This window comes from Salegentibacter profundi, assembly GCF_054121475.1.
In genome coordinates this window covers 1-20,590 of the sequence record NZ_JBSYGG010000001.1, presented here as the reverse complement: position 1 = coordinate 20,590, position 20,590 = coordinate 1, and the positions used below count along the sequence as shown (strand labels likewise).

The following is a 20,590-nucleotide window of genomic DNA, read 5'->3' as shown; positions in this document are numbered from 1 at the left end:
GGTGTAATTGATCTTTTTAGATAGCCCATTAAGGCTTTTTGAATTAATTTTAATTACAGCACCTACAAAGTAGCTTCACTTTCATCGAGAAAGTTATATTTTCTGGCATATTCCATCATTTGAGCTTCAAAACTTTCAGGCTGGGTGACTTCGATCTTGATAATCTCTCCATTAGCATCGGTTGAAGGCACAAGCACGGGGTTAATGAATCCACTGTACGGGGCCGATTTAAAGGGCTCATTTCTCTCTATTACCTCTTTGTGAATATCCTGGTCTACCTTTACTCCATAATTTTCTACCAGGTTTTTGGCGGCCTGATAATCTCCTTCAGATTTAATCCGTTGAGTCTCCCGTAGCAGGGCGCCAAATATATCCCTAAGTTTGTGGTAATCTTTGATGTCGTAATAGGTTTTCCCATTTTTGGTTACTTTTTCGATTACCCCCTCTTCATTCCCTTTTTCAATGGCCCAGGCGCTAACCCACATCCTGTTTCTCATATGAGATTCCTCAATATTGTCTCCTGGCTCAATTCTAAGGAGCTGCACTAACATCGCATTTCTTATATAGCTATCGTATGAGGCCTTACCAAGTTCTTCCGCATTATCGACTAAATCTAATTCTTCCAGTTTTGGATCCATAAGGAAGTAAAGCCCTACGAGATCGGCGCGTCCTTCTTCCATAGTAGAGGCATAGCTCTTGAGAGTTTCTTTGGTCTCTCCAACTCCAGGATTGATCTGACCGGAAGCGTGCCCAACTACTTCGTGTAAAGCGGTATGAAGTTTTCCTGAAAGTTCCCCATATTTCTTGGCTAACCTGATCTCTTCTTCATCATGAGCGAACTCTTGTAATTTTTCAGTACCGCCGGCCTGGTTGTAGGCTTCGATTATATTCCCCAGGGAAACCGATTTACTCCCATGGGCTTTTCTAATCCAGTTGGCATTGGGTAAGTTTACTCCGATAGGTGTGCTTGGAGAGGCATCACCGGCTTCCCCGGCAACCACCACGGTTTTATAGGTTACACCTACAACTTCTTCCTTTTTATGTTCATCCATAATTGGGGCATTGTCTTCGAACCATTGAACGTTATCTTCAAAAACCTGCATTTTCTTAGACATATCGAAGTCCTTTATTTGAACGATATTCTCATAAGAGCCACGATATCCTATTGGATCATTATAAACTTCAATAAAACTGTTTATATAATCTATGTTCCCCTCAGTAGCTTCTACCCAGGCTACATTGTAGTCATCCCAGGTTTGTAGGTCTCCTGTAGCGTAATAATCGATAAGCAACCTTAAGGCTTTGGCTTGTTTCTCATTTTCAGCTACTGATTCAGCCTTTTCCAACCATGTGATAATTTCCTTAATGGCATCACCGTAAAGTCCATCAACTTTGTAAACCTGCTCGAGGAGTTCTCCGTCTTGCTTTATCAGTCTGGAATTAAGACCGAAGGAAAGTGGTTTTTCAGGATTTGGGGATTCTTTTTTAGCGTAAAAAGCTTCCGCTTCTGCAGCGGTTACGTCAGGACCGTAAAAGTTAACAGCTGACCCCAGCAATAAATCCTCTTCCTGATTAAGATTTACTTTTTTAGCGTCCTTATCATTAAAAATCACTTCATAAGCTTCACCGGATAGTTCTGTATGGGTACTTGTGAGAAGACTGTCAAAATAATCTTTACTGAAGCCTGGTTTTAATTTTGCATTAGAATAGTGGTGGTGGATTCCATTAGAAAACCAAACCCTTTTTAAGTAGGTTTCGAATTCCTTCCAATCTGCGGATGTTTTATCACCCTGGTAATTTGCGTAGATGTTTTCAAGCGCGTTTCTGATCATCAGGTTGTAGCGGTAGTTTTGCGCCCACATGATATCACGGCCCGCAAGCCCGGCTTCCACAAGGTAATATACCAGTTTTTGTTCCTTTAGGCTAAGGTCTTCCCAACCCGGTATCTGATACCGAAGGATTTTGATGTCCGCGAATTCGTCAACCAGGTAATCAAAATCATCGATTTCGGTAGTGTCCGATGTAGTCTCAGAAACCTCAGGATTGGTTATTCCGGGACTATTGGTGCCCTGTCTGCTGGCATCACATGCAGTAAAAACAGCGGCAATGGCCAGCAGATAAATACTAATTATTTTTCTCATATTGTTTATTTTCTTAATGTATTCAAAGTTATGAAACTTCGTTCATTAAAGACCTTTAAAAAACTGATCACAGACAGGAAATGCTAATTTTGTTCTTTTGAATCTTCAAAAAAACGAGTCTTTTTTGACTATTACTGAATCATCTGTAATCTTAAACCAATTTAATTGCCGATATTAAAATGAGGTGGGCTGAGGTTTTAGGTGGGCTTTTAAAAAAACCCCACCAGTTTTAAGGACCGGTGAGGTTTAAAATAAGGGTTGAATCAATACACAACGGATAAATTCTAACTACTCCGCTTGCTTTAATTTGGTAAAATGTTTATAGAATAACGGAATAGTTTCAATTCCCTTCAGGTAATTCCAAATACCGAAATGCTCATTAGGGGAGTGGATGGCATCGGTATCAAAACCAAATCCCATTAAAATAGTTTTACTTTTTAATTCCTTTTCAAAGAGGGAAACAATAGGAATACTTCCTCCACTATGCTGGGGAATAGGGTCTTTACCAAAGGCTTCAGCGTAGGCGTTGTTTGCTGCCTGATATTCTAAAGTGTCTATTGGGGTAACATAAGCTTGCCCTCCGTGATGGGTGTTTACCTTTACCCTTACCGATTTTGGTGCAAGGCTTTCAAAATGTTTGGTGAACAATTCGCTTATATTTTCCCAGTCCTGATCACTTACCAAACGCATTGATATCTTTGCATAGGCCTTTGATGGCAATACGGTTTTGGCTCCTTCACCGGTATAACCGCCCCAGATTCCGTTTACATCCAGGGTGGGCCGAATAGAGGCTCGTTCCAGGGAAGAATAACCTTTCTCTCCCTGGATATCTTTAATATTTAGTTTCTTTTTATATTCTTCAAGATCAAACGGAGCTTCGGCCATTTTAGCTCTCTCTATATCGCTATATTCCTTTACATCCTCATAAAATCCTGGAATAGTGATCCTGTTATTCTCATCCTGTAGGGAAGCGATCATCTTACAAAGCACATTGATGGGATTGGCTACGGCCCCTCCATAAAGTCCACTGTGAAGGTCGCGATTTGGTCCGGTTACTTCCACTTCCATATAACTGAGACCGCGTAAGCCCGTAGTAATAGATGGAGTGTCTTTAGCGATCATTCCCGTATCACTAATTAGGATTACGTCATTTTGAAGTTTCTCTCTATTATTTTCAATGAACCAACCCAGGTGCTCACTCCCTACTTCTTCTTCTCCCTCTATCATAAATTTTACATTGCAGGGCAACTTATCGTTTTTGGTCATATATTCCAGAGCCTTGACATGCATGAACATCTGTCCTTTATCATCACAAGCTCCACGGGCGAAGATAGCTCCTTCGGGATGAATTTCGGTTTCTTTTATAACCGGTTCAAAAGGCGGGGAATTCCACAGATCTAGGGGGTCTGGTGGTTGAACATCGTAATGTCCGTAAACCAACACAGTGGGCAGGTCACTATCAATTATTTTTTCGCCATATACGACGGGGTGACCGGGGGTTTCACAAATTTCTGCAGTATCACAACCGGCCTTCAATAGATTTTTTTTCACCTCTTCTGCCGTTTTGAGCATATCGGGTTTATATTTGGAATCAGCACTTACCGATGGAATTTTCAGAAGATCAATGAGTTCGCTTAGAAAACGTTCTTTGTTCTCTTCTACGTATGATTTGATGTCTTTCATGCTATGAATTTTTGATTGAGCTAAAGGTAAAAAATATTTTTCCCGACTATTTGAGAATTGAAACATTTATGTATATTTGCATCCGCTTACAATTAGTAAGTGCTTTTACAATGAGTCCTAAGTGTTGTGAAAGTAAAATGCGGGCGTGGTGGAATTGGTAGACACGCTAGACTTAGGATCTAGTGCCTTACGGTGTGAGAGTTCGAGTCTCTCCGCCCGCACAAAGGGATAAGCCGACTTGAAAGAGTCGGCTTTTTTGTTTGGGTAACACAGGGGTAACACATTTTAGTAAATTTATCGAGGGATAAAGCGTAATTTCTTTGTATAAAAAAATATAGTCCCGCTGGTCATAATTTGAAGAGGTAATTATTTCTTGACAAAATTCATCTTTTAAAGCCTAAGCTATGGAAGTATCCAATACTATTTAAAATTCCTATTTTTGTAATAAGTTAAAGATAGCGGTTAAGGAACGGCCAACACCTAGTAGATGATGGGGGCGGCTTTCGGCTGATAAGAACAGCGTTATCTGATATTAGCAAGAGTAAGAAAAATGACAGCGATAACTGATATGAGTAGAGGAGAACTCAGTGGACCAATTGGCAGAAATAACTACCGAAACCTATAGCAACAACACAGCCGACAGCCAGTTTGCTCATTAGGAACATCCATCCTGCAGAAAAACCGAAGGCCGGATTTAGATGCCGGTAGTATTCATAGGTGCCACCCGACTGTGGATAAACAGCGGCAAGCTGTGCAGAACTCTGAAAGTTCAGGGCGTAAATATTAAGTTCGGCAAAGATTTTCTTGAATGGATGCTTGAGAAGAGACACTATTCCGAAGGCTATGCAAAAAAGTAAGTAGATGATTTGAAGACAGTTTGTGCCGATGCAGAAATTCATGGCCTCACAATCAGTCCGCAACTCAAAAAAGTAAAAGGCGGCAAGACAAAAAACGAATATATTCTATATCTCAGTCCCGAAGAATTAAAACAAATTGAGAATACAACACTCGAGAGCCAATCATTAATGAACGCCAGGAAATTACTCCTTCTATGCAACCTTGGCCAAAGAGGTCACGATCTACTTGATTTAACGGAAGATAATTTTGTCACCCGGCATGGACTGGAAGTCATTCCAGGAACGAAGATTGAAATGTAGACGAAAAAGGAAAAGTAATTCCCAAAGATAAAAACGAAAAGCGAACTCAAAAAGGTGAAAAACGCAAGGTCAAAGGATCTTTTCCTAAATGGCAATTAATGAGCTCCCATGTCTGCAGGAGATCTTTCGCCACAAATACATATGGAAAATTGCCCACTCCTCTAATAATGCAGATAACTGCCTATAGTACCGAGAAAATGTTTCTAGGATATATCGGTAAGTCTTCAATGGACTACGCTCAACAGATTGCAGATTTTTACGCAAAAGAAGCACAGAAGGACAATAGCTCCTCTTAGACCTCACCGGATATTAGTAAACGTTTGGATTTAGTATCAATTAGCTTCTGTTCTTTTTACAGTGAGACCACTGAGAGTGGATTATTGTTCTATTAATACCTCAAGTCGATCTGGTCAAGGTAATCCTTTAGGCTTCCGTAATCCTCGGAATCAAAATTCTTTGCTTTTTTGTTCATAACCTGGTAAGGAATTCTCAAAATAGGATTTTTGTTAATAGTTAATGGAAGTAGATCCTTAAGGTAATCCTGGAATGCTCTCTGACGAATACAATTATCTTGAGCTTCTCCCGTTAACATTTCTACGGTTTTTTATTTCCTATTTGCGCCACGTTTTGTGCCCTTAGAGCGAATCAAGGATCATTCTAAATGTTGGAGACAAAGCAAAAATAGACTCCCTTTACAGGAAAATTCAGGTTTTCAGGCATAGGGGTTAACTTCTCCAAAAATGCGCTTCCGGAGGATGTTTTTGAATAGCCGTGAATAGGCAAACATCTCCGGAGAACGCACCTGCTTTAAGTCTTCTTAAGATCCGTTTTCGGCTATAAGCACCTCCACTCCCTTTTCTTCCAGACTTTCTTTATAGCTCTTGGAAATTCCGGCGTCTGTTATTATAAGATCCACATCCTCTATTTCGCATATTTTTCCGAAACCTTTTTTTCCAAATTTAGTGGAGTCGGTCAAAACGATGCTTTTCAGGGAAGATTTTATCATAGCAGCATTAAGGTGAGCTTCCATCATGTTTGAGGTTGTAAGCCCGTATTCGGGACTTATTCCATCAACACCCAAAAAGAGTTTACTGCAGGAAAAGCTCTTCAGCATGTGTTCTGCATAATGACCAACTACAGAGGAACTGCTTTTTCGCACCACCCCTCCCAGCTGAATCACTTCCAGATTGGGATGATTTTCAAGTGCCATGGTTACATTCATCGCCCCTGTTAAAACCGTAAGTTTCATTTTGGCCGGAATAGCATTAGCCAGTGCCATCATAGTGGTACCCGAGCCGATAATAACAGCTTCATTTTCTGAAATCAATTCTGCGGCCTTAGAGGCAATTCCCCGCTTTTCGCCTATTTGTATCAGATTTTTTTCATTCACAGGACGATCGTTAACATAAGGAGACACCAAGGTCGCACTTCCGTGAGAACGGTACAAAAGGCCTTTTTCTTCCAATAGTTTAAGGTCCTTTCTAACAGTGACTGTGGTAACTTCCATTTCTTTACTCAAATCTGCCACATTAACAAAACCTTCTTTATTGATCTTGTTTAAAATAAACTTATGTCTTTCAGCGATGGTCATACATTTTGTTTTAAGAAACTATTCCTTTCGTTTTGCTTTCTATTATGGCTTCTGAACCGCTACAAACTTAGCATAAAGGAACTTAAAAGAAAAAAAAAGCAAACATATTCTATATATTATTTGCTTTTGTTTCTTTTTATATTACTTTTGTTTCGAACAAGAGCTCAGGAGCATTTAAAAAGAAAACAATGGAAAGGAAAAAGTGTTTAAAAGAAATAGAAAATCGGCAGAAGCCCTGGGATCTAGTAGTGATTGGTGGCGGAGCATCCGGATTAGGAGTGGCTTTGGATGGCCTCTCAAGAGGATTATCAGTAGTATTGGTGGAAAAAGCTGATTTTGCTAAAGGTACTTCGAGCAGAAGCACAAAGCTGCTGCATGGTGGAGTACGCTATTTGGCACAGGGAAATGTCGGGCTCGTATTTGAAGCACTCAAAGAGCGTGGATTACTGATGAAAAATGCACCACATGTATCGGGAAAACAATCTTTCATCATTCCTATTTATTCTTACCGGGATATGTTGAAATATGGGGCCGGTTTGAGAGTATATGACCTGATGGCCGGAAGGCTGAGAATAGGTAAGTCTCGATGGATGTCCAAAAGCAAAGTAGCCAAAAACCTGCCCACCATAAAACAAAAAGGGCTTAAAGGCGGAGTAATCTATTATGACGGACAGTTTGATGACGCCAGACTCGCAGTCAATCTTGCTCAAACTTGTTGTGAACTTGGGGGATGTGTGCTGAATTACGCCAAAGTAACCGGACTTACCAAAGACGAAAAAGGTTTGGTTAACGGGGTGAGAATAAGGGATGAGATCAACGCTGGGAATCTTGAAATAAAAGCAAAATCTGTTGTAAATGCCACTGGGGTATTTGCCGATAAAATTTTGGGGATGGACAATCCCGAAGCGGTAAAATCCATCAGACCGAGTCAGGGTGCCCATTTGGTCATGGATCTTTCTTTCCTTGGCGGAAAAAATGCACTGATGATCCCTGAAACTTCAGATGGCAGAGTGCTTTTCGGTATTCCATGGAATGGGAAACTCCTATTGGGAACCACAGATACCCTTCGGAAAAAACCAAAGATGGAACCGAAGGCTCTTGAAAAAGAAATTGATTTTATTCTGGAAAATTGTGCCGCTTACCTGGAGAAACCACCAACCAGAAAAGATGTATTGACTGTATATGCCGGTCTACGACCACTGGCAGCACCTAAAGAAGGAAGTACCAGAACCAAAGAAATCTCCCGCAGCCATAAAGTGACCATATCAGACAGCAATCTGGTGTCAATTATTGGCGGTAAATGGACTACCTTCAGGAAAATGGGTGAAGACACAGTCGACGCACTCGGAAAGCTCAATGGATTTAAACTAGAGAAGAGCACTTCAGAAAAGATCAGGTTACACGGTTATCCGGAAACCGTAATTAGCGGCCATTTGTCTATCTATGGAAGTGATGCTTCCGGTATTGAGAAACTTATAGATAAAAAACCTGATCTGAATCAAAAGCTCCATCCAAAATACCCTCATTTACGTGCAGAGGTAGTCTGGATCGTTCAAAACGAAATGGCAATGAAAGTTGAAGATGTCCTGGCAAGAAGGCTGCGTATGCTTTTTATCGATGCCCGTGCAGCTATAGATATGGCTCCAGAAGTTGCTGAGATCCTGCAAAAAGAATTGGGCAGGGATGAAGATTGGAAACAAAACGAGATCAGCGAATTCAAAGCCCTCGCAGAAAAATATTTAATAACCACTTAATTTAACAGCTATGAGTCAATCTGAAAAATTTTTACTGGCGCTTGATCAGGGAACAACCAGCTCCAGGGCAATATTCTTTAATAAAAATGGAGAGATTGTTTCAGACGCCCAGCGTCTTTTCGAACAACATTTTCCGAAACCCGGATGGGTAGAACACGACCCTATGGAAATCTGGACCTCTCAGGTGACGGTAGCGACAGAGGCCGCTACCAAAGCCGGTATTACTGCAGGGCAGATTGCAGGCATCGGAATTACCAACCAAAGAGAAACTACCATACTTTGGGACCGAAAAACAGGAAAGCCTGTTTACAACGCCATCGTTTGGCAGGACCGAAGAACGTCTGACTACTGCAACGAACTAAAGGCGAATGGAATGGAAAAGATGATCACAGAAAAGACAGGCCTGATCATTGACGCCTATTTTTCTGCTACAAAGATTAGGTGGATACTCGAAAACGTTGTAGGGGTACGGGAAAAAGCAGAGAATGGAGAGATCTGTTTCGGCACAGTAGATAGCTGGCTTATCTGGAAATTTTCTAACGGAACTAAGCATATGACAGACATTACCAATGCCAGCCGAACCATGATATACAATATTCATGAGCAGCAATGGGATCAAGAACTCCTGGAGCTTTTTGATATCCCGGCGGCCATTCTCCCGGAAGTCCGCTCCAGCAGTGAAATTTTCTGCACTACATCCGGAAAGATATTTGCCGATAAAATTCCCATTTCCGGAGTTGCAGGCGATCAACAGGCTGCGCTGTTCGGGCAGTTATGTACTAAAAAAGGAATGGCCAAAACCACCTATGGCACAGGTTGTTTCCTGGTGATGAATACGGGAAACGAGCCTGTCAAATCCAACAATAGATTGCTCACCACCATTGCATGGAAAATAGACGGTAAAGTTACGTATGCTCTGGAGGGAGCCGTATTCATTGGAGGAGCAGCCATCCAGTGGCTGCGGGACGGGATCAAAGTCATCAACGATGCAAAAAGTACGGAAACGCTGGCTAATAGTTTGGAAGACAACGAAGGGGTCTATTTTGTTCCGGCCCTGTCCGGACTCGGCGCACCTCACTGGGACCAGGAGGCTCGTGGTGCTTTTTTCGGGATAACCCGAGGCACCGGTCCCGCACATTTTGCCAGAGCCTCTCTAGAAGCCATAGCTTACCAAGTGCATGACGTCCTAAAAGCAATGGAAAAAGACAGCGGGATCGAAACAAAAATGCTAAAGGTAGACGGAGGAGCCGCTGTCAATAATTTTCTAATGCAGTTCCAAACAGACATTCTCAACTGTCCTGTTGAAAGACCGAAAATGCTGGAGACCACAGCTCTGGGTGCCGCATACCTTGCGGGATTGGCAATTGGCTATTGGAAGGATGTAGAAAACCTAAGAGAATTATTTGAAGAAGACCAGGTATTTGAACCAGACATGGAAGCTCGCGTGGTAGAAAAGAACCTTCATTTCTGGGGAAAAGCCGTAGAACGTTCAAAAGAATGGACTAAATCATAATCTGTAAAAATATGCATCCATATTTAGCTGAATTTATAGGAACAGGTCTATTGACGCTCATGGGAGTGGGAGTGGTCGCCAATGTTATCTTGAAAGGAACCAAGGGCAACGGAAGTGGTTGGATCGTTATTACTACCGCCTGGGCTCTGGGAGTATTTGCCGGAGTAGTAGTCGCCGGTCCTTATAGCGGTGCTCATATAAACCCTGCTGTAAGCTTGGGGCTTGCCATCGCGGGGAAATTTGATTGGAACCAGGTCCTGCCCTACAGCCTGATGCAGATGCTGGGAGCCATGACCGGAGCCGGATTGGTATGGCTTATGCATAAGGATCATTTTGATGTCACAGAAGATAAATCGACCAAGCTGGGAGTGTTCGCTACAGCACCCGCTATTAGAAATTACAGTGTCAACATCGTGAGCGAGATAGTAGGTACTTTTGTGCTCCTTTTCGTTATCCTCTTCTTTACCCCGGCAGAATTGGGTGACAGCAAAGGCACCCCTGTAGGGCTGGGTTCTCTTGGTGCCATACCCGTGACTTTTCTGGTTTGGGGTATTGGCCTTTCTCTTGGAGGCACTACCGGTTATGCCATTAATCCCGCAAGAGACCTGGGGCCACGAATTACTCACTGGTTACTACCCATTAAAGACAAGGGACCTTCAGACTGGTCTTACAGCTGGATACCTATTATAGGCCCCCTTGTTGGCGGAGCAGTGGCTGCCATTATTTTCCTGATCATTCAAACCTGATCATGTACCTCTTATTTAGTTTTTTTGGCGGAAGATTTCTGCTTCCAAAACCTGTTTCTTAAAAACTGATTTACGTCCAACAGTACTTCTGCGGGGAAGTAGTAACCTTAAAGCAAACACATGAAATATATAATCACAGTAGTTGCGTTGCTTATCTCCATGAATTGCAGCGCCCAAACAGAAGAAGGAAATAACGATCTGCCAATAGAATTAGATGTACAGTTAAAAAACATGCACTACTGGAGAGGTTACGCTGTTACCACTGCTCCCCTGCTGGCTTCCAGCTTATATTATCAGTCTCCGAATGATCAATGGAGAATAGGGTTTTGGGGAGGCATGGGATTTGACGGAACCTATAGGGAGTTCGACTATTTTGTTTCCTTTCAGAAAGGCGGCTTTTCTGCTGCACTCTGGGACATTTACAACTTCTCAGCTCCTGAAATTACAGGAAGGGGATTTTTTGACTATAGCAATCGTACAACAGGGCACTTTCTGGATCTTACGCTGGCCTATGATTTCAAGGAGAAACTTCCCTTTAAACTTTCCGCCAGTACAATTTTATTTGGCAGGGATAGTAGGTTCACAGAACCAGAACCGGAAGTAATTTTTGAAAGGACAGGTGATCTGCGCTATACCGTATATGTCGAAGCCCGCTATACAGTGATTGATGCAGCCTCTTTTCAGCTACAGGTTTTTTTGGGGGGCGCCTTTGCGCTTTCCGGTGCCAGTGATACCTTTTACTCCAGCCGCAACGGGATAAACTTTGTGGGCCTGCAGTACAATAAAGTACTGGAGATAGGAAAATATAAAATTCCTGTACATGCCATCCCCGCCTGGAATCCCGATGCTGACCATGCCTATATGGAAATAGGCATTAGTTTGTTCTAAATTCCAATGGCACGGAATAGTTGTCCTTCAGATTTATTAAATTAGAATATAAGCCGTACATGAATTCTCAACTCGAATGAAAAATGATCCGAAATATTTAAAATTATTATCCAACCAATTTCCCAATGCTGCGCAGGTAGGGAAAGAGATCATTCTCCTGGAGGCGTTACTGTCGCTCCCCAAGAGTTCAGAGCTTTTTATAAGCGATATTCACGGCGAGCATGAATCTTTCCAGCATATGCTCAGGAATGGATCCGGATTAATAAGACAGAAGATCGTACAGCTTTTTGAGGAAGAATTAGATGAAAAAGATCTCAGGAGGCTGGCGGCCCTTGTTTATTATCCGCAGGAAAAACTGGATCAAATAAAAAAGGAAAACCGGGACCTGGAAGAATTCTATACCATATCTGTGAAGAGACTCGTGGCTATCGCCTATAACTTTACTTCGGTCTATACCAAACGGAAAATCGACCGGCTACTCTCCAGGGAGTACGGACTCATTATTGCGGAATTGCTGCAGAAAGAAGGTACGGGAGAACAAAAAAGCGAATACAATGAAAGGCTTATCAAAACAGTCATCTCTATTGGAGAATGTGATCAACTGATTGTTGCGCTGGCAAAATTCATCCAGCGTATAGCCATTTCAAAGATCCACGTAATTGGTGATATTTTTGATCGCGGCCCAGGTGCCGAAGTCGTAATGGACAGCCTCATCGACTATCATTCGGTAGATATACAATGGGGAAATCACGATATTGTCTGGATGGGAGCAGCATCGGGTTCGCTCGACTGTATGGCAAACGTGATACGGCTATCCCTACGCTACGGAAACACCGGCACCCTTGAGAAAGGCTACGGAATTAACCTTATCCCCCTGGCCTCCTTTGCCCTGGAACATTATAAGGAAGACCAAAGCCTCATCTTCAATCCAAAAGTTAAGCCGGAAGAACTATTGAACGAAAGTGAGCACTGGCTCAACAGGATCATGCACAAAGCTATTAGTGTGATCCAGTTCAAACTGGAAGAACAACTCATCACCAGAAGATCCGAATTTGACATTGGCCACCGAAAAATGTTGTCCAACATAGATTACTCCAAAGGAGAAATTCAGCTGGAAGGAAAGACCTATGAATTAAAGGATTCCTGGTTTCCGACCATTGATCCTTCAGACCCCGTAGCTCTTTCGAAAGAAGAAGAGGACCTGGTATCACAGCTGTCGGAATCCTTTCAGCAGAGTAGCAGGCTTAAAAAGCACGTTCAGTTCCTGTTCGAAAAAGGATCTATGTATCACATTGCCAACGATTGCCTCTTGTTTCACGGTTCGATTCCCATTAACGCCAAAGGCGATCTTACAGAGGTTGACCTGCTGGGGAAAAAACTCAAAGGAAAAGCCTACATGGATTTTCTGGACAAGCTAGCGCGGGAGGCCTTTTCTGGTGTGTTGGGAACTGCGGAAAATGACCTGGCGGTAGACATGATGTGGTACCTATGGGCGGGTCCGGAATCGCCACTGTTCGGAAAGGACAAGATGACAACCTTTGAACGCTATTTTATAAAAGATACTTCCCTCCACAAGGAGACGAAAAGCCACTATTACGATTACCGTGATGATTCTGAAACTTCCCGAAAGATCCTGAAGGATTTCCAACTCGACCCGGAGAATTCCATTATTATTAACGGACATGTGCCGGTGGCGGTAAAAAAAGGAGAAAGTCCGATCAAAGCCGACGGCAAGCTCATTGTCATAGATGGTGGTTTTGCAAAGGCCTACCAGGATCAGACAGGCATCGCCGGATATACCATGATCTTCGATGACCACGGAAAACAGATCATTGCCCACCTCCCTTTCGAATCCACCAAAAAAGCCATTGAAGAAGAGGTTGATATTTTGTCGAACGAAACACTCTACTCCTATTCCGAAAAGACGCTGCAGGTTTCAGACATTAAAGACGGCGACCCCATAAAAGAACTCATCCGGGACCTTAAAGAACTGCTACAATGCTACCGCTCCGGAATCCTGACAGAACGTTTTGGATCTATGGAGTAGTTTTTTTTGAGTAAATTAAATATTGTGGTTTAAGAAAAAGATGTTAGATAAGGAAGAAACTCATGAATTCTAAAGGCTTTCATTTATGTATTAAATCATTCTGCGGAAATATTTAGCTCGATTACTGAAATTGTGAAAATGCTCCCTTTGGTCTTCCGAAATTCCGCTATTAAAGAATAAGAGAATCTCATTTTCCGCTTGTCTCCTATTTCTCGAAAATAGTTGAGCATTTTAATAGACGAGATAACCCAATGTCTTTTTCAATGATAGATTTTCTAGTAAAGTTCTAATTTGAGGTTTATTTTAATTAAAAAGATCTGAATAATTTGAAGTAATAACTATTTTCAAAAAAAGGATTTTCTGTAAAAGGAGGTTACTTTCAAGATAAACAATGTTGTCTAAAATACATTTAAAACGTTGACTTGTTTTCTGCTCTCCCATAGTTTTGTTTCATCATTGACAAATATGAAAAAGCATTACCTACATTCCATAATTAAACTGTCGCTTCCCTTAAAAACGTTTCGCTCGTGTGGATAGGTGGGAAGGTCCAGCCCTATATCTACTATAACTAACCTGCGCCGGATCCTATGCTGTTTTTATAGCGTACGGAAAGTTAAGCGTAAAGTAAAAACAGCATAGGGGCGTTGTGGCATTTAGTTTAAATACCTATCCTCATATCGTCTTTTAAGAATATCTAGTTCAGTGAAATCAATATCTATTTTATAGTACGGCTTCCCAAAGGTAGGTTCTACTTTTGTTATACCTTTGATAATCTTAGAGATCATTTCTGAAAATTTCCTTCGATCCTTTTGCCGTGCATTTTTAAGCAAATCGTATTCCTCTTGCGAAACTTTGCCATCTTCCAGCTCCCATTCCTCCCTGGTCAATCTTCTAATATTTGTTTCCTCCAGTGGTCTTGTTTTAGCCTCTATTTTTTCAGCTTTATCAAAAAGTCCTGCAAGCATAGTATAGGTAGGCTTATGATATTTTTCTTCGTGCTCCCTGAGCAGGGCAATAATAAAATCCAATCGACCAATTACATAATTATAAAGCCCAATATAGTGCCTAAAAATTGGGCTCCTGGGATGAATCTTTGTGGCTTCAAAAAAGTCCATCATATCATCCAGGCTTTCCGAATGAGAGGGAGCTATATTTTTCGAAAATTTACGAAATCGTGCTGCCGTGATACGATTAATACTAATTGCAGAAAACAGGCTTTTTTTATCTTTATTTGTTTCCATTACAGTAATTTTTTTCTTTGCCGCTGGGCTTCTTCAGACTAATGAGCTGGTTTTTGCTCCATCGATCATTTTATTATATATTCTTAATAACTTATAAGGCACTGAAAAACAGTGTTTTAAATTAAAGAGTGGTTCCTAAGTATCCACTTTGTACAGTAGATTATTTCCCTGTTTTCAGTAGCTAACAAATGATCTTAAATATTTATGCACCAGTGTTTTAAATATAAAAAATCATAAATAACTGAATATCAGGAATTTGAAAATTGTAACCTTGCTTTAGCAGGTTACCCTCTTGCTATTCAAATTCCTTCCGCTTCGCTTCTGAAATTCCAATAGCTTTTCCATATCATTAAATCACTAAAATCAAGTGCTTAATGATCAGCCTTGGAACTCCTTTAAAATTTTCTAAAATTCATCTTTAACTACTTTCTTTTTTGATTCTTTTAGGGCTAAAATCTCTTGAGGAGGTAAGTCAAAAAAGTTAATAGCTGTAATCTTATTTCCCTAATTCATTTTCTATTTCTGAGCTTCTAAAATCAGGCTATCAAACTCTTTTTTTGGCTTACTTCCGAAGCCTCTTTTTGGACGAACCTCTTTTTCCTAAGCTGTAGCTTGTGCGAAGGCGTGGAAAATGTGGTGAGGACTTTGTAAGTACTAATTACTAATCATTCTCGCCAACTTCTACCTTCCCATTTAATGATATTGAACATTTCCGGCAACCGGTCTCCAATATGATGCCCATACCGGGCCGATATTGCCGAAGGTTTTTCATTGGTGGTCACGAAAGTTTTTAATTTCCTACGGTGTCTTTCAAAAAGCAATTTTCCGATGATCTCTTCCCGGTTATAGGCTTTGTCTTCTTTACCCACATCATCCAGGTAAAGTTTTCCGCGGTAATAATCTTCCAGTTTAAAATTGCTGTTTTTATTCTGTTGCGATTCGTAATACCTGGTAAGTAGGTGAACAGTTGAAATCCGGGGGAACCAAAGTTGTGTACTTCGGGTTTGATCCAGAATTATTCTTCCAATGTTATGAATGGCATCAAAAAGCGTGGATTTCCCCACACCGTAATCGCCATAGACTAATAAACCCTTCTCAAGGCCCGGTTTATTTTTTATGAGCCCATATTCATTGAAATCTGACTGTTGTAAGAAATAGCGAAAAATACTAAAGATGATATGTTGGTTTTCTTTTGTGATTTTAAATCCCGGAAAGTGATTACAAAATAACTTCCAGAATAGCTGTTTGCTAACTGGAGGTTGTGTGCGTTGTGAGGCCTTCTTTTGCCAAACAATATCTAGTAAAGGAAAACTAGTCATAACTTTGAATTTTATGCTGAACCTGGAGGTCCATCGTTTTTATTTTCACCGGCTTTTTTCCCTGGGCGATTAGCTGCCCAATTTTCTCCCTGAGTTTATAAGTGCTTAGTATAATTCCTTTCCAAAATTCTTCGGAACCATTGAGTAATTCATAGGCAAGTAGCAATTGATCTTCTGAAACTCCATCTTTTTCCAGCATCAACCGGATAGGATCAAGACAATTTTTGAAGCTTGTTATTTCTACTTTTTTTGTTGGTGCACTTTTATTTTTTAAGTTTTTTAGAAAGAGCTGTTGAAACTTAAGTGCCCACTGGTAATATATAAGCTGATCTTTTGGAATTTCAGACTTATCAATTTTCAGAAATGGCTTTTTATTTAAAGTTTCATTGTTTAATAAGTTTATTTGTTTATCTATACTAGCAATGCTTCGGACTTGCTTTGAGCATTGCTCAGACACTGTTGTGAGCATTGCCTTGTCCAATGCTTCGGGTGGTGCTTTGGTATTTTTTACCAAAGCAATGACATTAGCAGTATACTGGTTTTTACTTTTCTGTATCCATTGGATAAAATTCCAATCCACGAGATCTTCAAGGGCGCGGATATAAGTTTTATAATTCTTGATTCCCAAAGCTTCCATTGCCAAATCGGTTGGAAAACCAAAGTTTTCTTTCCATCCCAACCTATTGCAGCGTTCTATGGCAAAAAAATAAATAGCGGTATGGACGGGTTTAACCTTATTAGGATGATTAAAACTGAAATCAAACCACGCCCTTGAAAATTCGTAACCACTCATCTCCTTAAGATTTTTGGTTGCCAAGCAGCCAGGCGTTCAACTTGCTTTTCTCAAAATAAATCAACTTTCCCCGTGGTTTGGAATAGGGAATAAGGTTTTTAGCGGTAAGCTTGTACATATAGCTTCTCGAAATCCCGGAATACAGGCAGGCTTCATCAAAGGTTAGTACTTCCTTGTTTGCGGCGAGCATTTGCTCCATACGCATCAATCGATCTTCTAATTGTAAATCATTCATAATTGATATTTTTTATAAGCCAACACAATGGTTGTCTTTAGGTTATGGCAACAAATGAATTATTAAAATCTCGGTAAATCAATATGGTAACTGGTAATAGTAAAGGAATTACCTATAGGTTTTTAAAAATTTCAGAAATACCTCTAAGGTAAGCAGCTTCATTGGTTCGCCAGTCTGAAATGTTTTTTGTAGATAAATGTTGAAGGTTTCCCTTCGGATTTTTAAGCTGAAAATACTGTTCGACAAATATGATAATCTGCTGGTTGTCCAGGTTCTTAAAACCGATAAATAGATGGCTTAAAAATTCCAGTAGGGTTTGCCGGTTGACTTGTTTCGGTCTTTTAGGAGAAAGATCAACCCATTGCAGACGTTTCTCAGGAACTACCGGTTTCAACTGAATTAGAAATTGAAAACTTCGATAATTTCCACTGGTAAAGTAATTCCCCGAGAATGCTTTAAAAATTGTTTGAGTCTTTTCTTCTGTAATCGGAATAACTTTCAGATTAAAATGATGAAATGAAGTTAGATCGTGATCCAAGGTATATACCTCAAAAGAATTTGATTTAGTCCTGATCCTTTTTCTTTTTACGATAAAATAAATTCCTGAAATAAATACTAGGGAAATAAAGAGGTAAATGATCGTAAAACAGATTTGAAACCACAGGCTAAACGGAGTGATCCAGACATAAAGGAGGAGTGCTGTAAAAACTAAAATACAACAGGTAAAAAAAATTTGGCCCAGTTGTGAATCAGTTTCCTTTAGGAGATAATTAAAAAATTCCTGGAGCTTAGCCCTTAGCTGGATAATGAAAATAGCAATGCGCTCCAAAAACATCGTACCTTGTTTTCTATTAACTATTTAAAGATAATGAAAAGAAAATATAGGTGTAGTTTTTAATTTTTCAGAATATCTAGGAGAGGTATTTCAATCTTTTAGTTTAATTCTAAAAGAAGATAATCCAAATAAAAATGTCTAATTAATCTTATTGCCGTTGGAAAATTTTAAAACCTCATCTAGCGCTTGATCTGAGGAAGCGTGTATAAAATTGCCCTGATATCCAATTGTAGTACTCAAGCTGCTATGTCTATATAGTTTTTGAAGCATTTGTGGGGACACCTTATCTCCGGCAATATTTCCAAAAGAATGTCTGGCGATATGATTGGTGATTTTTTTATCTATTTCTGCAAGATCAGCTATATCCTTTAGATTAGAATTATGTTTTTTTATAGCACTCTTTATTACACTATATTTTTGTTTGGTTTCATCTCCTCCCACTTTTTTAAGTTCAGGAAAAATAAAATCAGCATAAGATCTCTGATCAGGACGATAGAATTCCAAAATTTCAATTACTTTCTCAGGAAGCCGGAGCGAATCTAATTTTGCGTTTTTTTTCATTCTATAAAACAATCTGTCATCTACTATATCATTCCATTTTAGATGAAGTAAATCTGTTATTCTGATTCCTGCTAAATAGAAAGAGAATAAAAATATGTTTCTTGTATGCCAAAGGGGAGTATGTTTTTGTAAATCTAATTGTTCAATTTTAAGAATTTCTTCTTCAGTTAATCCTATTTTTAATGATTCGGGATATTTTATAAGTATTTTACCCCTACCGAAAGGATAAAAAGTTTGGTCTATTATACCTCTTTTAATAGCCCTATTGAATAGCAATCTAATAAACACATATGAATTCATTACAGATCTTTCTGAGTTGTTTTTTTCATTTTTAAGATATACTTTAAAACGTCTTAAAAAACTTTCATCAATTTCCGGAAATAAGACATCTTTTCCTTTAGTAAATTCTTTAATAATTTTTGCTTTAGAACGATCGGAAATAGCGCGATTAAATTTTTTTGATTTTTCTAAATCCTCCACATGTTCTTTGGCAAGAGCGAAGAAGGAATTATTATTTTTATTACTTCTTATCTTATCTGTTATTTGCTTTGCAGATAATTGCTTTTTATTACGCTCTGCTTCATAGATAATATCATCTAGTTGATCATATTTTTTCCTGATTAGCCGATTTAAATGCTTGTATTTAGGATGTGATTTCTTTACTTTTTCTGCTTTCTCATCCCAATCCTTTGGATCAATATTATAACCAAGATGAAAATAGCTGCGTCTACGGAAACTGGTTACTCTTAATGCTAACCGATAAATTATTTCAGTCTTATTTAACTTTTTAGGATGCAAAATTGCTTTGAGATGAACCATAATTTTCTTGTTTGAAAATACTAAGATAATCATTCTGGGTAACACATAGGTAACACATTTCTTGAATTGTTTTGGGTTTATTTGATATCTGTTAAGTGGTTAAACATCAGTAAATCAGTATTTTGTATTCTTTTGATTTCCTTTGGTTTCTATTCAAATCGAACTTAGGATCTAGTGCCGCGAGGTGTGAGAGTTCGAGTCTCTCCGCCCGCACGCAAAGAAAAGCCGACTTTAATGAGTCGGCTTTTTTTGTTTGGGGTGACCCGTCCTGAAATAAGTTGTGGATCAAGAACATTTTCTGCTGAGGTGTAGGATACTCCTCAGATTTATTTTTTTCTGTTGTTCAATAAATCAGACTTAGAGAATCTTTTAGTAGTAGTTTAAAACTAGCTGCAAAAGGTACTACGGATCAAACTCAAAAGTTGTGTGTGAATTAAAATAATAGTTTGATTTTTGCTTTCTAAACAAGAAGCATTGGATCCATATATAGACTTACTCAAGATTTTATTACCAGAATTATTAATCACCCATTTTGATCTTACCGGTCATCAGACAGATGGAGATATACTACACCTGCATTTTGAAGAGAAACCAGAGATTCCAAAGGAGTTTTCCTCCAACCTGATCATAGCGCACGGGTTTCATAAAGAAATAACTATTCAGGATTTTCCGGTGCGTGGTAAAAAGGTATTCCTGCATATAAAACGCCGCCGCTGGCTTAACAAACAAAACAAAAAAGTTATGCAGCGTGACTGGAACTTAGTAGCACAGGGAACCCGAATGACCGTCGAGTTCGCTGCTTTTTTAAAAGTACTTAGTCAGTACTAAAGCTTCTGACTGTCATACCATCGGAGCATTTTATGGTGTCAATGGAAAGAAGCTCCAACGCCAGTACAAAGATTATCTAAGCGATTTTAAGGAGTGGGATCAAAAAACCCATGCCAAAGAATGGCTCATCTTCCCAGAGAATATCAGTTCAAAGCTCTCTATAGATGAGACTGCCCTCTCTAAAGGAGAACTTTATACCATCATCACCAATAAAAAAGCAAAAGGAAAAAAGGGCAGTATAGTAGCTATTTTCTCGGGAACAAAGGTAGAACCCATTATAAAACAACTACTCAAAATACCTGCTTCTAAACGTGGAAGAGTCAAGGAAATTACATTGGATATGGCCAATTCCATGAAAACCGTTGCCAGGAAATGCTTCCCTAAAGCCATACAGGTTACAGATCGATTTCATGTGCAGAAACTTACCTTAGAAGCCTTA

The 20,590-nt window shown here is 39.8% G+C and carries 19 protein-coding genes and 1 tRNA gene; 9 read left to right on the top strand and 11 right to left on the bottom strand.

What is annotated here, in order from left to right:
* Positions 1-62 precede the first annotated feature (62 nt).
* Together ACW6NC_RS00100 and ACW6NC_RS00095 are read right to left on the bottom strand one after the other, a co-directional pair.
* Positions 63-2,141 carry a dipeptidyl-peptidase 3 family protein gene (locus ACW6NC_RS00100; protein WP_457862871.1) on the bottom strand — a complete coding sequence of 693 codons (2,079 nt, stop codon included), beginning with the start codon at positions 2,139-2,141 and terminating at the stop codon, positions 63-65.
* A 288-nt stretch (positions 2,142-2,429) separates the two neighbouring features.
* Positions 2,430-3,824 (bottom strand): dipeptidase, encoded by a 1,395-nt coding sequence (locus ACW6NC_RS00095; protein WP_457862869.1) that lies wholly within the window; start codon positions 3,822-3,824, stop codon positions 2,430-2,432.
* Between the two features lie 139 nt (positions 3,825-3,963).
* On the opposite strand from ACW6NC_RS00095, the gene ACW6NC_RS00090 reads away from it, so the two are divergent.
* Positions 3,964-4,045, top strand: a tRNA-Leu gene (locus ACW6NC_RS00090).
* Positions 4,046-4,408: 363 nt separating this feature from the next.
* Here ACW6NC_RS00090 and ACW6NC_RS00085 read toward each other — a convergent pair.
* Positions 4,409-4,654, bottom strand: coding sequence for a hypothetical protein (locus tag ACW6NC_RS00085; RefSeq protein WP_457862867.1), 246 nt, complete (start codon positions 4,652-4,654; stop codon positions 4,409-4,411).
* Positions 4,655-4,690: 36 nt separating this feature from the next.
* Between ACW6NC_RS00085 and ACW6NC_RS00080 the strand changes: the two genes are divergently transcribed.
* The gene (locus ACW6NC_RS00080) at positions 4,691-4,981 is read left to right on the top strand and encodes a hypothetical protein (protein ID WP_457862866.1); all 291 of its coding nucleotides are present in this window, start codon (positions 4,691-4,693) and stop codon (positions 4,979-4,981) included.
* 388 nt (positions 4,982-5,369) lie between these two features.
* On the opposite strand, the gene ACW6NC_RS00075 is transcribed toward ACW6NC_RS00080, so the two are convergent.
* Positions 5,370-5,573, bottom strand: coding sequence for a hypothetical protein (locus tag ACW6NC_RS00075; protein ID WP_457862864.1), 204 nt, complete (start codon positions 5,571-5,573; stop codon positions 5,370-5,372).
* A 225-nt stretch (positions 5,574-5,798) separates the two neighbouring features.
* The gene (locus tag ACW6NC_RS00070; RefSeq protein ID WP_457862862.1) at positions 5,799-6,572 is read right to left on the bottom strand and encodes a DeoR/GlpR family DNA-binding transcription regulator; all 774 of its coding nucleotides are present in this window, start codon (positions 6,570-6,572) and stop codon (positions 5,799-5,801) included.
* Between the two features lie 188 nt (positions 6,573-6,760).
* Here ACW6NC_RS00070 and ACW6NC_RS00065 point away from each other — a divergent pair, with 188 nt between their 5' ends.
* The 5 genes from ACW6NC_RS00065 to ACW6NC_RS00045 all read left to right on the top strand — a co-directional run bounded on the left by ACW6NC_RS00065 (position 6,761) and on the right by ACW6NC_RS00045 (position 13,520).
* Complete coding sequence (locus ACW6NC_RS00065; RefSeq protein WP_457862860.1) at positions 6,761-8,326, top strand: FAD-dependent oxidoreductase; 1,566 nt, start codon at positions 6,761-6,763, stop codon at positions 8,324-8,326.
* Positions 8,327-8,336: 10 nt separating this feature from the next.
* Complete coding sequence (glpK, locus tag ACW6NC_RS00060; protein WP_457862858.1) at positions 8,337-9,839, top strand: glycerol kinase GlpK; 1,503 nt, start codon at positions 8,337-8,339, stop codon at positions 9,837-9,839.
* An 11-nt stretch (positions 9,840-9,850) separates the two neighbouring features.
* Positions 9,851-10,585, top strand: coding sequence for an MIP/aquaporin family protein (locus ACW6NC_RS00055; protein WP_457862856.1), 735 nt, complete (start codon positions 9,851-9,853; stop codon positions 10,583-10,585).
* 120 nt (positions 10,586-10,705) lie between these two features.
* Complete coding sequence (locus tag ACW6NC_RS00050) at positions 10,706-11,473, top strand: hypothetical protein (protein WP_457862854.1); 768 nt, start codon at positions 10,706-10,708, stop codon at positions 11,471-11,473.
* Positions 11,474-11,549: 76 nt separating this feature from the next.
* Positions 11,550-13,520, top strand: coding sequence for a fructose-1,6-bisphosphatase (locus ACW6NC_RS00045; RefSeq protein WP_457862852.1), 1,971 nt, complete (start codon positions 11,550-11,552; stop codon positions 13,518-13,520).
* 653 nt (positions 13,521-14,173) lie between these two features.
* On the opposite strand, the gene ACW6NC_RS00040 is transcribed toward ACW6NC_RS00045, so the two are convergent.
* The 6 genes from ACW6NC_RS00040 to ACW6NC_RS00015 form a co-directional block, all read right to left on the bottom strand.
* Positions 14,174-14,761, bottom strand: coding sequence for a BfmA/BtgA family mobilization protein (locus ACW6NC_RS00040; protein ID WP_457862850.1), 588 nt, complete (start codon positions 14,759-14,761; stop codon positions 14,174-14,176).
* Between the two features lie 665 nt (positions 14,762-15,426).
* Positions 15,427-16,080 carry a hypothetical protein gene (locus tag ACW6NC_RS00035; RefSeq protein WP_457862848.1) on the bottom strand — a complete coding sequence of 218 codons (654 nt, stop codon included), beginning with the start codon at positions 16,078-16,080 and terminating at the stop codon, positions 15,427-15,429.
* Positions 16,073-16,873 (bottom strand): hypothetical protein, encoded by an 801-nt coding sequence (locus ACW6NC_RS00030; RefSeq protein ID WP_457862847.1) that lies wholly within the window; start codon positions 16,871-16,873, stop codon positions 16,073-16,075. The genes ACW6NC_RS00035 and ACW6NC_RS00030 overlap by 8 nt, the downstream gene beginning before the upstream one ends.
* Positions 16,874-16,877: 4 nt before the next feature.
* Complete coding sequence (locus ACW6NC_RS00025) at positions 16,878-17,108, bottom strand: helix-turn-helix domain-containing protein (protein ID WP_037315562.1); 231 nt, start codon at positions 17,106-17,108, stop codon at positions 16,878-16,880.
* 112 nt (positions 17,109-17,220) lie between these two features.
* Complete coding sequence (locus ACW6NC_RS00020) at positions 17,221-17,943, bottom strand: hypothetical protein (protein WP_457862845.1); 723 nt, start codon at positions 17,941-17,943, stop codon at positions 17,221-17,223.
* Between the two features lie 138 nt (positions 17,944-18,081).
* Positions 18,082-19,323 (bottom strand): phage integrase SAM-like domain-containing protein, encoded by a 1,242-nt coding sequence (locus ACW6NC_RS00015; RefSeq protein ID WP_457862844.1) that lies wholly within the window; start codon positions 19,321-19,323, stop codon positions 18,082-18,084.
* Between the two features lie 474 nt (positions 19,324-19,797).
* Between ACW6NC_RS00015 and ACW6NC_RS00010 the strand changes: the two genes are divergently transcribed.
* Positions 19,798-20,151, top strand: coding sequence for an ISAon1 family transposase N-terminal region protein (locus ACW6NC_RS00010; protein WP_457862842.1), 354 nt, complete (start codon positions 19,798-19,800; stop codon positions 20,149-20,151).
* 19 nt (positions 20,152-20,170) lie between these two features.
* On the top strand, positions 20,171-20,590 hold a 420-nt coding region (locus tag ACW6NC_RS00005), incomplete at its 3' end, for an ISL3 family transposase (RefSeq protein ID WP_457863660.1).